This window comes from Sphingomonas phyllosphaerae (assembly GCF_029623345.1).
GTDB lineage: Bacteria > Pseudomonadota > Alphaproteobacteria > Sphingomonadales > Sphingomonadaceae > Sphingomonas > Sphingomonas phyllosphaerae_C.
This window is the reverse complement of record NZ_JAPYKH010000013.1, coordinates 1-12,531: the sequence shown is the minus strand read 5'-3', so window position 1 is coordinate 12,531 and position 12,531 is coordinate 1. Positions and strand designations below refer to the sequence as shown.

11 protein-coding genes are annotated in these 12,531 nt (G+C 70.9%); 8 read left to right on the top strand and 3 right to left on the bottom strand.

Annotation, left to right across the window (positions count from 1 at the left end; all coding sequences use genetic code 11):
• Positions 1 to 3 precede the first annotated feature (3 nt).
• On the bottom strand, positions 4 to 1,302 hold the full coding sequence (locus QBJ89_RS13085) for a M20/M25/M40 family metallo-hydrolase (RefSeq protein ID WP_277980925.1): 1,299 nt from the start codon (positions 1,300 to 1,302) through the stop codon (positions 4 to 6).
• Between the two features lie 68 nt (positions 1,303 to 1,370).
• Here QBJ89_RS13085 and QBJ89_RS13080 point away from each other — a divergent pair, with 68 nt between their 5' ends.
• Positions 1,371 to 3,203 carry an AMP-dependent synthetase/ligase gene (locus tag QBJ89_RS13080; RefSeq protein WP_277980924.1) on the top strand — a complete coding sequence of 611 codons (1,833 nt, stop codon included), beginning with the start codon at positions 1,371 to 1,373 and terminating at the stop codon, positions 3,201 to 3,203.
• Positions 3,204 to 3,339: 136 nt separating this feature from the next.
• On the opposite strand, the gene QBJ89_RS13075 is transcribed toward QBJ89_RS13080, so the two are convergent.
• Both QBJ89_RS13075 and QBJ89_RS13070 read right to left on the bottom strand, forming a co-directional pair.
• On the bottom strand, positions 3,340 to 4,167 hold the full coding sequence (locus tag QBJ89_RS13075; RefSeq protein WP_277980923.1) for a flagellin: 828 nt from the start codon (positions 4,165 to 4,167) through the stop codon (positions 3,340 to 3,342).
• A 289-nt stretch (positions 4,168 to 4,456) separates the two neighbouring features.
• Positions 4,457 to 5,284 carry a flagellin gene (locus tag QBJ89_RS13070; RefSeq protein ID WP_277980922.1) on the bottom strand — a complete coding sequence of 276 codons (828 nt, stop codon included), beginning with the start codon at positions 5,282 to 5,284 and terminating at the stop codon, positions 4,457 to 4,459.
• A 278-nt stretch (positions 5,285 to 5,562) separates the two neighbouring features.
• Between QBJ89_RS13070 and QBJ89_RS13065 the strand changes: the two genes are divergently transcribed.
• Genes QBJ89_RS13065 through QBJ89_RS13035 form a run of 7 tightly spaced genes read left to right on the top strand, consistent with a single transcriptional unit; the run spans position 5,563 to position 12,420 of the window.
• The gene (locus QBJ89_RS13065) at positions 5,563 to 6,834 is read left to right on the top strand and encodes a sigma-54 interaction domain-containing protein (RefSeq protein WP_277980921.1); all 1,272 of its coding nucleotides are present in this window, start codon (positions 5,563 to 5,565) and stop codon (positions 6,832 to 6,834) included.
• Positions 6,831 to 7,187, top strand: coding sequence for a flagellar hook-basal body complex protein FliE (fliE, locus tag QBJ89_RS13060; RefSeq protein ID WP_277980920.1), 357 nt, complete (start codon positions 6,831 to 6,833; stop codon positions 7,185 to 7,187). The genes QBJ89_RS13065 and fliE overlap by 4 nt, the downstream gene beginning before the upstream one ends.
• A 1-nt stretch (position 7,188) precedes the next feature.
• On the top strand, positions 7,189 to 8,928 hold the full coding sequence (gene fliF, locus QBJ89_RS13055; RefSeq protein ID WP_277980919.1) for a flagellar basal-body MS-ring/collar protein FliF: 1,740 nt from the start codon (positions 7,189 to 7,191) through the stop codon (positions 8,926 to 8,928).
• Positions 8,925 to 9,953: a flagellar motor switch protein FliG gene (gene fliG / locus QBJ89_RS13050; RefSeq protein WP_277980918.1), complete on the top strand. Its 1,029-nt coding sequence runs from the start codon at positions 8,925 to 8,927 to the stop codon at positions 9,951 to 9,953. The genes fliF and fliG overlap by 4 nt, the downstream gene beginning before the upstream one ends.
• A complete protein-coding gene (locus QBJ89_RS13045; protein ID WP_277980917.1) occupies positions 9,946 to 10,692 on the top strand; it encodes a flagellar biosynthesis protein FliH in 747 nt (248 codons plus the stop codon). The genes fliG and QBJ89_RS13045 overlap by 8 nt, the downstream gene beginning before the upstream one ends.
• Entirely contained in the window at positions 10,686 to 12,017 is a 1,332-nt protein-coding gene (locus tag QBJ89_RS13040; protein ID WP_277980916.1) for a FliI/YscN family ATPase, read from the top strand. The genes QBJ89_RS13045 and QBJ89_RS13040 overlap by 7 nt, the downstream gene beginning before the upstream one ends.
• Positions 12,010 to 12,420 (top strand): hypothetical protein, encoded by a 411-nt coding sequence (locus tag QBJ89_RS13035; protein ID WP_277980915.1) that lies wholly within the window; start codon positions 12,010 to 12,012, stop codon positions 12,418 to 12,420. Before QBJ89_RS13040 ends, QBJ89_RS13035 begins: the two co-directional genes overlap by 8 nt.
• Positions 12,421 to 12,531 lie beyond the last annotated feature (111 nt).

The window sequence follows — 12,531 nt, the reverse complement described above, 5'->3', positions numbered from 1 at the left end:
GCGCTACTTCTTCTCGCGGCCGGCGAAGGTGACGAGGCTCTCCGCGCCGTCGGCACCGATCGCTGCCACGCCGAAGAAATGGTCGTCCACCGGCACGGCGGCGACGTCGAGCGTGGTCCCGGTCGCCTCGCGCGAGTCGCTCCACGCCACGGTGTCGGCGCGGCGCCAATAGACCTTGTAGCGCGACGCGCCGGCGACCGGCGCCCAGCTCACCTTAGTATCGTACGACAGCGCGCCCGAGATCGCCGCGCTCGCCGGCGCGGCGGGAGCGGCGGCGAGCCGCGCGATCGTCGCGACGTTGATCGCGGTCACCTTGGCGAGATAGGCGAAGTCCATCCCCTCGATCGTGTCGGCATAGACGCGGCCGTTCTCGGTACGCACGTCCTGGTGCTGGCGGTCCCAATTCTCCGCCGCGACCGAGAAGCGCACCGCGGGATAGCCCTGCTTGAGGAAGGGTTCGTGGTCGCCGCCGCGGCCGAACCGGTCGGGTCGCCGATCGACGAAGACGCCGAAGCCGCCGGGCAGCGTCGGCGCGACGCCGCCGATCATCTTGGCGAGCGCGCGGCTGGGACCATCGTCCTCGCCGCCGATGCCGCGCCGCTCGATTGCCTCGGGCAACGACTCGCTGGCGCGGATCCCCTCGGAGAAGACGCGGACATAGCGGTCGTTGATCACGCCGCCCTGTCCCAGCGAGTTGCCGACGATGTCGTTGTTGAGCATCGCGTCGACCTGCCAGCCGCGCGCGCGCGCGGTCTCGGCGAGCAGCGTCGCCCCCCACAGCCCCTGCTCCTCGCCCGAAAAAGCGACGTAGACGATATTGGCGCGGAAGCGCTCGCGGTGGAGCAGCCGCGCCGCCTCAAGCACCAGCGCGACGCCGCTGGCGTCGTCATTGGCGCCGGGCGCATCGCTGGTGACGTTCATCACATCGGTGACGCGGCTGTCGATGTGCGCGCCGACGATGACGTAGCGGTTCGGATCGGTGCCGCGCTGGACGCCGAGCACGTCCTCGATCACCACGCCGTCCGGCGCGCGCGGGCCGGTGAAGCGGCGCGACAGCCGCTCGGTTTCGATGCAGCCGCCGCAGTCACGCGAGAGCTTGGCGAACTCGCCCGCGACCCAGGTCCGCGCCGCGCCGATACCGCGCTTCGGATCGCTCGCCGAGGACAGCGAGTGGCGCGTGCCGAACGAGACGAGCTTCTCGACCGTCGCGCGCTGCCGCTCCGGCGACACCGTGTCGCGCGCGGCGGCGGGGGTGGCGAACATCAGCGCGAGCAGCGCGGCGGCGGGAAAGCGGAGCGTCATCCGTCGCTTGTGACCGCCCGACGCGGGCGACGCAATCGCTCGCTGGACGAGGCCGCCGCATCTCGGGCATGACGCGACCCACAGGAACGATCAGCGAGAGGAGCGGCGCCATCACTCGACGCCTCGAACATTTCCCCAACCTGGTGACGATGTTCTTCACCCGCGCCGCGGAGCAGGGCGACGCTCCCTTCCTGTGGAACAAGCGTGACGGCGCGTGGCGCGCGACGAGCTGGCGCGAGGCGGCCGAGACGGTGGCGCGGCTCGCCGCCGGGCTGCGCGCGATCGGGCTGGAGCGCGGCGACCGGGTCATGCTGGTCAGCGAGAACCGGCCCGAATGGTGCCTGTCCGACCTCGCGATCATGGCGGCGGGCTGCGTGACGGTGCCGACCTACACCACCAACACCGAGCGCGACCACGCGCATGTGATCGAGAACTCCGGCGCCAAGGCGGTGATCGTCTCGACCGACAAGCTCGCCCGGACGCTCATGCCCGCGATCCTGCGCTCGATCCGGCCGCAGATGCTGATCGGCATCGACCCGATGCGGCTCGGCCAGATGCCCATCGAGGTGCACGACTGGCGCGCGCTGATCGAGCGCCATCCCGCCGAGGTGAGCGAAGCCGCCGAACGCGCCGCCGCCGAGCTGGGCCGCGCCGACCTCGCCTGCATCATCTACACCTCGGGCACCGGCGGCGCGCCGCGCGGGGTGATGCAGCATCACGGCGCGATCCTGCACAACGTCAACGGCTGCATCGTCATCATCGCCGAGGATTTCGGCTGGGGGAACGAAGTTTTCCTCTCCTTCCTCCCGCTCAGCCACGCTTATGAGCACAGCGGCGGCCAGCACCTGCCGATCGGGCTCGGCGGGCAGATCTATTATGCGGAGGGGCTGGAGAAGCTCGCCAGCAACATCGAGGAGGTGCGCCCCACGATCATGGTGGTGGTGCCGCGCCTGTTCGAGGTGCTGCGCACGCGCATCACCAAGGGGATCGAGAAGCAGGGCGGCACGCCGCAGAAGCTGCTGCGGCTCGCACTCGACGTCGGCACCAAGCGCTATGAGGGTCGGCTCGGGCTGCGCGACCGGCCCGCCGCGCTGCTCGTCGATACGTTGTTCAAGCGCAAGATCGCACGCAAGTTCGGCGGCCGGATCAAGGCGATGGTGTCGGGCGGCGCGCCGCTGACGCCCGAGGTGGGCGTGTTCTTCCAGTCGCTCGGCATCTGCTTCCTGCAGGGCTATGGCCAGACCGAGGCAGCGCCGGTGATCTCGTGCAACCGCCCCGCCGCCGGGCTGCGGATGGACTCGGTCGGCCCGCCGCTCGCCGAGACCGAAGTGCGGATCGCCGCGGACGGCGAGATCCTGGTGCGCGGCGAGCTGGTGATGCACGGCTATTGGCGCAACGAGGCCGAGACCGCGCGCGTGCTCCAGGACGGCTGGCTCCACACCGGCGACATCGGCGAGCTCGACGAGCGCGGCCGCATCCGCATCACCGACCGCAAGAAGGACCTGATCATCAACGACAAGGGCGACAATGTCGCGCCCCAGAAGGTGGAGGGCATGCTGACCCTCCAGCCCGAGATCGGGCAGGCGATGATCTACGGCGACCGCCGCCCCCATATGGTCGCGGTGCTGGTGCCCGACCCGGAATGGACCTTCGACTGGGCGCGCGCGCAGGGGCGGCGCGATCCCGTGACGTCGGACGATCCCGCCTATCGCGCCGCGCTCCAGGCGGCGGTCGACCGCACCAACAAGGACCTGTCAGTGACCGAGCGCGTGCGCCGCTGGATCGTGGCGGACGAGCCCTTCACGATCGAGAACGAGCAGCTCACGCCCAGCCTCAAGATCCGCCGCCACGTGCTGCGCCAGGTCTATGGCGCGCGGCTGGACGCGCTGTACGGGGGCTGAGGCGAACGGCCGGGTTCGTCCGGAGACGACGGAACCCCCGCCAGCGTCGCTGACGGGGGTTCCGCGATCTTCGACGGTCTCGCGACGCCGGCCCCGCCATGTTCGGGGGCGAGGGGCCGGCAAAGGGTCGCGACGTTTAGCCGAGCAGCTTCATCACGCCCTGCTGCGACTGGTTGGCCTGCGCCAGCATCGCGGTCGAAGCCTGGTTGAGGATCTGCGACTTGGCGAGCGCGGTGGTCTCGGTCGAGAAGTCGGCGTCCTCGATGCGGCTGCGCGCGTCGGTCAGGTTCGTCACGTTGGCGGTGGCGTTGTTCACCGCCGACTCGAGGCGGTTCTGCGCCGAACCCAGCGAGGCGCGCGCGCCCGAGACCTGCGCGATCGCGGTGTCATACTGATCCAACGTCGCGTTGTTGGCGGGGGTGGCGTCGGCAAAGGTCAGGTCGGTCACGGTCTTCAGGCCGCCCGCGGCGGTAAAGTCGACCGACTTCAGCGTGACCTTGTCGCCCGTGTTGGCGCCGGTCTGGATGTCGAAGCCGGTCGCCGCGGTCGAGTCGAACAGCTTCTTGCCATTGAACGCGGTGGTGGTGACGATCGAGCTGATCTGGTCCTTCAGCGCCGACTGCTCGGCACGGATCGACGACACGTCGGCTGCGGCATAGGTGCCGTTGCTCGCCTGCACCGTCAGCTCGCGCATGCGCTGCAGCATGTTCGAGACTTCGCCGAGCGCGCCTTCCGCGGTCTGCGCCATCGAGATGCCGTCGTTGGCGTTGCGGATGCCCTGGCTCATGCCGCGGATCTGCGAGGTCATCGAGTTGCTGATCGCCAGGCCGGCGGCGTCGTCCTTCGCCGAGTTGATGCGCTTGCCGGTCGACAGGCGCTCCATCGAGACCGAGAGCGACTTGTTCGCCATGTTCGAGGCGGTGGTGGCGCGCAGCGCCGAGGTGTTCGAGTTGATCACGGTCATGGGTAAATCTCCATCTGCCCGGCCCGCTCGCCGCCCCCGAATGAGCAGGTGGCCGTGCCGTCATTCACCCAAACGACCGACGTGGCGGGACATTTAGCGCTTTTCAGGGTGGCACCCGACAAATTCTCCGCGGCACGGGGAGGAGCTACCATCCCGCTTGGCTCGCGACCGAGTTCCAGACGCGAAAACCCCCGCCAGCATCGCTGACGGGGGTTCCGCAATCCACTCATCCACCCGGCGCCGGCCCCGCCACGTTCGGGGGCGAGGGACCGGCGACGAGCGTCGGCAATTAGCCGAGCAGCTTCATCACGCCCTGCTGCGACTGGTTGGCCTGCGCCAGCATCGCGGTCGAGGCCTGGTTGAGGATCTGCGACTTGGCGAGCGCGGTGGTCTCGGTCGAGAAATCGGCGTCCTCGATGCGGCTGCGCGCGTCGGTCAGGTTCGTCACGTTGGCGGTGGCGTTGTTCACCGCCGACTCGAGACGGTTCTGCGACGAACCCAGCGAGGCGCGCGCGCCCGACACCTCGGCGATCGCGTCGTCATAGTTCGCCAGCGTGGCGCTGGTGCCCGCGGCGTCAAACGCCAGCGCGGTGACGACCGCGAGCTTCGAGCTGCCGCCCGCGGAGAAATCGACCGACTTCAGCGTGACCTTGTCGCCCGTGTTGGCGCCGGTCTGGATGTCGAAGCCGGTCGCCGCGGCCGAGTCGAACAGCTTCTTGCCGTTGAACGCGGTGGTGGTGACGATCGAGCTGATCTGGTCCTTCAGCGCGGCCTGCTCCGAGCGGATCGAGTCGGTGTCGGTCGACGAATAGGTGCCGTTGGCGGCCTGGACGGTCAGCTCGCGCATGCGCTGGAGCATGTTCGAGACTTCGCCGAGCGCGCCTTCCGCGGTCTGCGCCATCGAGATGCCGTCGTTGGCGTTGCGGATGCCCTGGCTCATGCCACGGATCTGCGAGGTCATCGAGTTGCTGATCGCCAGGCCGGCGGCGTCGTCCTTGGCCGAGTTGATGCGCTTGCCGGTCGACAGGCGCTCCATCGAGACCGACAGCGCCTTGTTGGCGCTGTTCGAGGCGGTGGTGGCGCGCAGCGCCGAGGTGTTCGAGTTGATCACGGTCATGGCAAAATCTCCGTCTGCTCGGCCCGTCCCGCCGCCCCCGAATGAGCAGGTGGCCGCGCCGTCACCGCCTCAAACGACCGGGTCTGGCGGAGCTTTAGCGAAAATCTTCGACCCTGATCGGTGAGCAGGCGGCGCCGGCCCGATCCCCTCCCCTACCTACGCGCGCGCGTAACGCGGACGCTCGCGCCCCCGGAAAAAACCTGCCGGTCGCCGGCAATTATACTCCGCGTTAACCACCGGCGGCGCATGCAAGCCTTCGAGATTCGAGGGACAATCCAATGCGTTCGATCATGCCGACTGCCAGTGTGGAGCGCGAGCACCTGACGCTCGTGTCCTCGCTGCGCGCGCAGGGCTTCGCGATCCAGCCCGCCGCTACCCGGCCGCAGGCGGGGGTGAGCTACCTCGTCGCCGCGGGCGAGCCGATCCCGGCGCCGGCGCGCACGCTGATCGTCGACCGCGGTGAGCGCGAAGTGCTCCCGTTCCGCGACGGCCAGCCGGCGCGCATCGCCTACGGCCACGACGACGCGACCGTCGGCAACGCCTTCGCCCGCGCCATGATCGGCGGCCCCGAGCTGCCGACCGCCGCCGACCCCGAGTCGCTCGCGCTGCTGGCGCTGGCGGAGCGCGTCGCCCAGGCCGACATCACCGTGCTGATCAACGGCCCGACCGGCACCGGCAAGGAAGTGCTGGCGCGCACGATCCACCTCCAGTCGGAGCGGCGCGACGGCCCGTTCATCGCGATCAACTGCGCCGCGCTGCCCGAGACGATGCTCGAGGCCATGCTGTTCGGCCACCAGAAGGGCAGCTTCACCGGCGCGTCCTCGGGCGGCGAGGGCTTCTTCCGCGCCGCCAACGGCGGCACGTTGCTGCTCGACGAGGTCGCCGAGATGCCGCTCAACCTCCAGGCCAAGCTGCTGCGCGTGTTGCAGGAGCGCGAGGTGGTGCCGATCGGCGCGACCATGCCGCAGGCGGTCGACGTCCGCGTCATCGCCTGCGCCAACCGAGACCTTCAGGAGGAGGTGGCGGCGGGCCGCTTCCGCGCCGACCTCTATTACCGCCTGTCGGTCTTCCCGCTCACCACCAAGGCGCTGGCCGAGCGTACCCAAGACATTCCCGCGCTCGCCGCGACGATGATCCTGCGCCACGCCGGCAACCGCCCGATGGTGCCGTGGCCGAGCGACGAGGCGATCGCGGCGCTGGTCGCGCACGACTGGCCCGGCAACGTCCGCGAGCTCGAGAACGTGATCCAGCGCGCGCTGCTGTTCTGCGGCGGCGCCACGATCGAGGCATCGCACATCGTGTTCGACCGCCCGAGCGCGCCGCGCCTCGCGCCGGTCGCGCAGCAGGTCGACGACGCGACGCTCGGTCAGGTGGTCCAGCTCTCCGAATTCGCCGCGATCCGCGAGACGCTGGCGGCCTGCGGCGGCAGCCGGATCGAGACCGCCAAGCGGCTCGGCATCTCCGAGCGCACGCTGCGCTACCGCCTCGCCAAGGCGCGCGAACAGGGTGACGATCTCGCCTCCGCCACGCAGCGGGCGATCTCGGCATGAGCGCGGTGGGAGGCGTCGGCGGCATCGACCGCGTGATGGCGCTGCGCGCGCAGATCCTCGAGCGCAACGCCGCGCTGAGCCGCGCCGGCGGCGCCGCTCCGGCCGCCGCGCCCGAGAGCGCGTCGAGCAACGCGACCAGCTTCGCCGACACGATGCAGTCGGCGCTCGCCAAGGTGAACGACGGCCAGCAGAAGGCCTCGGCGCTGAGCGAGCAGTACGAGCGCGGCGAGACTGTCGACATCGCCAAGGTCATGCTGGCGCGCCAGGAAGCCTCGGTGGGCTTCGAGGCGACGCTGCAGGTCCGCAACAAGATCCTGTCTGCGTACAAGGATATCATGAGCATGCCGGTCTGATATGAGCAACGCTCTCACTCCCTCGCCGCAGAACCCCGCCGCCATCACGCTGGTGCCGGAGAAGTTCGCCAATCCGCTGCGCCAGATCCAGGGCGTGTTCGCGCAGCCGGCGGTCCGCCGTGCGGGTCCGATGGCGCTGATGGTCGGTCTGATCGGCGCCGCCGGTCTGGCCTGGTCCGCGTTGTCGACTCCGCCGCAGAAGGTGCTGTTCTCGGGCCTGCCCGATACCGACAAGGCCGCGGTGACGAGCGCGTTGAGCGCCGCCAACATCACCAGCCACATCGATTCATCGGACGCGCTGACCGTCAACGAAGAGGATTTCAGCAAGGCCAAGATGCTGCTCGCGGGCCAGGGTCTGCCCAAGGCGGCGCCCGGCGGTTACGCGATCCTCGACCAGCTGCCGATGGGCGTCAGCCGCGCGGTGGAAGGCGAGCGGCTGCGCCAGGCGCGCGAGACCGAACTGGCGCGCTCGATCCAGGAGATCGACTCGGTCGCCGAAGCGCGCGTCCATCTCGCCATGCCCGAGGCCAGCGTGTTCGTGCGCGACAATGCCGCACCCTCCGCTTCGGTGGTGCTCAAGCTGCAGGGCGGGCGCTCGCTGAGCGACGCGCAGGTCAGCTCGATCGTCAACCTGGTCGCCTCCTCGGTGCCGGGGATGAAGCCCGATGCGGTCACCGTGGTCGACCAGCTCGGCGGCCTGCTCACCAAGTCGGGCGACGGCGCCGACGCCGCCAACGACAAGCGCATCGAGTTCCAGCGCCGCGTCGAGGACAAGTACCGCCAGCAGCTGATCCAGCTGCTCACCCCGCTGGTCGGCGCGGGCAATTTCACCGCCGAGGTGCAGGCCGACGTCAACCTCGACGAGACCAGCGCGACGCGCGAGAGCTATGACAAGGACGGCCGTCTGCGCGCCGAGACCGGCAACTGGACCGGCAACATGGCGACCGGCCAGGCGCCCGCGGGCATCCCCGGCGCGCTGAGCAACACGCCGCCGCCGGCCTCGCAGCTGTCGACGCCGCAGCCCGCCACCGGCGCGCCCGGCACGCCGCAGGCGCAGCCCGTCGCCGGCGGCCCCGCGCCCGACCCGGCCAAGCAGACCGACTCGTTCCAGCGCGCCTATGACCTCAACAAGGAGGTCTCGGTCACCCGCGCGGCGCCGGGCAACATCAAGCGGCTGTCGGTCGCGGTGCTGCTGCGCGATCCGGAGAAGGGCAAGCGCAACGCGATGGAGATCAACCAGATCAACGATCTGGTGAAGAGCGCGGTCGGCTTCGACCAGACCCGCAACGACAATGTCACGGTGATCAGCCGCAAGTTCGCCGACGCCACCGACGCGAACGACGCGCCCAAGTGGTACGACAATGCCTGGCTGCCGGTGCTGGCGCGCAACGTCACCGCGCTGATCATCGCGCTGCTGGTGCTGCTGCTCGGCGTGCGCCCGATCGCCAAGGCGCTGATGAAGAAGCGCGAGGACGCCAGCCCCGCGGCGATAGCGGCGCAGGCCGCCACCGCGGGCGCCCCGCTGCTCGGCGAGGACGGCCAACCGCTGCTCGGCGCCGACGGGCAGCCGCTGATGAGCGAAGCCGGCATCGCGGTGGCGCCGCCGGTCAGCCTCGACCAGATCGAGACCAGCCGCAGCTACGAGGAGCGGATCGGCGCGGTGCGCGGCTTCACCCGCGACAACCCCGCGCGCGCGGCGCTGGCGGTGCGTGACATGATCACCGCCGAGGCCAAATCGTGAGCGCGGTCGCCGCCGCCCCGCGCACCTTCAACGGCGTCGAGCGCGCCGCGGTGCTGATGATGCTCGTCGGCGAGGAAGAAGCCGCCGCGATCCTGCAGAAGCTCGATCCCGAGGAGGTCCGCAAGCTGGGCAGCGCGATGTTCGCGGTGGCCGACGTCAGCGAGCAGGAGGTGGAGCTGGTGCTCGACGATTTCGTCGGCCGCGCGCGCGAGCGCACCGGCATCACCTTCAACCCCGGCCCCAAGGTGGAGGCGGTGATGACGCGCGCGCTCGGCCGCGAGAAGGCCGAGAGCGTGCTGGCGCAGATCACCCCGGCCGAGGCGGTGTGCGAGATCGACCTGCTCGACTGGCTCGACGCCAGCGAGATCGCGACGATGCTCGACAAGGAGCATCCGCAGATCGCCGCGGTGATGATCGCCAACCTCGATCCCGCGGTCGGCGGCCAGGTGCTCGAGCTGCTGCCGGAAGCGGTCCAGCCCGACATCCTGCATCGCATCGCCAAGCTCGGCCCGATCACCCCCGAGGCGGTCGAGACGCTGCGCACGCTGATCGCGTCGCGGAGCGGTGGCGGCGGCAGCGGCGGCGGTCCGGTCGGCGGGCTCCAGCTCGGCGGCGCGCGCGAGGCGGCCAAGATCCTGCAGGGCGCGCGCAAGGCGACCGAGCAGCGCGTCATGCCCAAGCTGCTCAAGATGGACCGCGACATCGCGCGCCAGATCGAGGAGGCGATGTTCGTCTTCGACAATCTGCTGGAGCTCGACGACAAGTCGCTGGGCACGCTGATCCGCAACGTCGACGGCGACACGCTGACGCGTGCGCTCAAGGGCGTGGACGAGGCGGCGCGCAACCGCATCCTCGGCTGCATGTCGGCACGCGCCGCGGACGGCATCCGCGACGACATGGAAGCGCGCGGCCCGATGAAGCTGAGCGAGGTGCTCGAGGCGCAGAAGATGATCATCCAGATCGCGCGCAATCTCGCCAAGGACGGTACGATCAACATGGGCGCAGGTGACGACGATTATGTCTGAGGCGACGTTCGTCATTGGGCTGCCGGCACGTGCCAACGCAGCCGCCACCACCCGCGCGCGCGCGCAATCGGAAGCGCTCGCCGGCTTCACCCCCGGCGAGCTGATCGCGCGGATCGAGCAGGCGTTCGGCGCGCGCCCGCCCGAGACCGGCGCCACCGCCGAGGAGCCGCGCCACTTCGCACCGGCCGATCCGGGCAGCGACCCGACCGCGGGCTGGGACATGCTAGACCCCGCCGCCCAGCCGCTGCCCTGCCTCGAGCAGGTCGAGGCCGCGCGCGCGGAAGGCTATGAGGAGGGCTTCGCCGCCGCGACGCACGCCGCGCAGGCCGAGGCGGCGCGCGACCGCGCCTTGCTCGACGGCGTCGCCGCGCAGCTGCGCGGCGGCGGCGCGATCGACCGCGCCGCGCTGGCCGAGACGCTGCGCCGCACCGTGCTGACGCTCGTCACCGCGGTGGTGGGCCAGACCGGCGTCTCCGGCCCGCTGCTCGCCGCGCGCGTCGAGGCCGCGGTCGATCTGCTCGCCGACGCGAGCGAGTCGGCGATGCTGCGCGTCAACCCAGCGGACGTCGCGCTGCTCGCGGGGCTTCTGCCCGACACGATCTTCCCGATCGGCGACGCCGAGGTGGCGCGCGGCAGCTTCGTGCTCGAGGCGGCCTCGACGATCGTCGAGGACGGACCCGAATTGTGGATGGAGCAGCTGACGGCGGCGATCGAGCGCGCGGCGGTGCCCGCGTGCTGAACCGCTTCGCCGACGATTATCTCGCCACCCTCGCCGACGCCGCGCCGCGTTTCGCCGCCAAGGTCTCCGGGCGGCTGTCGTCCTATGACGGGTTGCTGATGGAAGCGGTCGGGCTGTCGCTACCGGTCGGCACCGTCTGCCGCATCGGCGCTGCGGGCACCGCGCAGGTCGAGGCCGAGGTGATCGGCTTCCGCAACGGCCGCACTTTGATGATGAACCTCGGCGGCCCGGCGGCGCTGCTGCCCAACGCGCCGGTGCGCCCGCTCGGCGCGCCGGGCGAGGCCGAGGTCGGCGCGGCCATGCTGGGGCGCGTGGTCGACGGCTCGGGCGCGCCGATCGACGGGCTCGGCCCGATCCGCGGCGCGGGGCGCTGGCCGCTCGCCGGGCACATGCAGTCGCCACTCGACCGCGGCCGCGTGCTCGCCCCGCTCGACGTCGGCGTGCGCGCGATCAACGGGCTGCTCACCGTCGGCCAGGGCCAGCGCGTCGGCATCATGGCGGGCTCGGGCGTCGGCAAGTCGGTGCTGCTCGGCATGATGGTGCGCGCGGCGCAGGCCGATGTGATCGTGATCGGGCTGATCGGCGAGCGCTCGCGCGAGGTCGCCGACTTCCTCGAGACCAAGGTGGCGGGCGAGGCACGCAAGCGCGCCGTGGTCGTCGCGGTGCCCGCCAACCACTCGCCGGTGCTGCGCATCCGCGGCGCGCTGCGCGCCACCGCGATCGCCGAGGCGTTCCGCGCCGAGGGCAAGAAGGTGCTGCTGATCATCGACTCGCTCACCCGCGTGGCACACGCCGGGCGCGAGATCGGGCTGGCGCTGGGCGAGCCCGCTTCGGCGCGCGGCTATCCGCCCTCGGCGATCGCGATGCTGCCCAACCTGATCGAGCGCGCCGGCTCGGACGTGAACACCGGCGGCTCGATCACCGCGATCTACACCGTGCTGGCCGACGGCGACGACGGCAACGACCCGGTGGTCGATTCGGCGCGCTCGATCCTCGACGGCCATATCGTGCTGAGCCGCGCGATGGCGGAGCGCGCGGTCTATCCCGCGATCGACGTCTCCAAGTCGGTCAGCCGCGTGATGAACGACATCGTGCCGGTCGAGCACCAGCAGGCCGCGCGCGCGCTGCGCCGTCATCTCGCCACCTATGAGGAAAACCGCGACCTCGTGCTGATGGGCGCCTATCGCTCGGGCAGCGACGCCGCGATCGACAACGCCATCGCCTATCATCCCGCGATCACCGAGTTCATCCGCCAGGAGACGTCGCAGGTAGTACCGCTGGCGGACGCCGCGGCCGAGCTGGTCGGCGTGTTCGGCGATGGCTGACGCCGCGCGGCTCAAGCGGCTCCACCGCGTGCGCACGCTCCAGCTCGGGCTGGCACGCGCGGACGAGGCGCGCGCGCGGGCGCAGCTGACGAGCGAGACCCAGCTGGCGCACCGCATCGGCCAGCTGGTCGACGCGGTGGCGCCGGTGCCGACCGCGGCGACGGGCGCGGTCAACCTCGCCGCCGCGGCGCATTTCCGCGAGCGGCTGCAGCGCTCGGCCGAGGCGGCGGTGAACCGCGTGCGCATGGCCGAGCAGCAGGCCGAGCGCAGCGGCGCGGCGACGCAATCGGCCAAGCGCGACCAGAATGCGGTGGAGAAACTGATCGACCGCCAGCGCGCCGAGGACGTGCGCGCCGAGATGAAGGCGCTGGAGGACGCCCCCGCGCCGGTGCCGCGGCGGTAGGGGGCGGGGGCGGAGCGCGGCGTGGCGCCTCCTGTGCCCCGGCGCAGGCCGGGGCTCAGGTGGGACGGCGCTCGTAAGATCCACTGACGTTCCCGACTGGGCCCCGGCCTG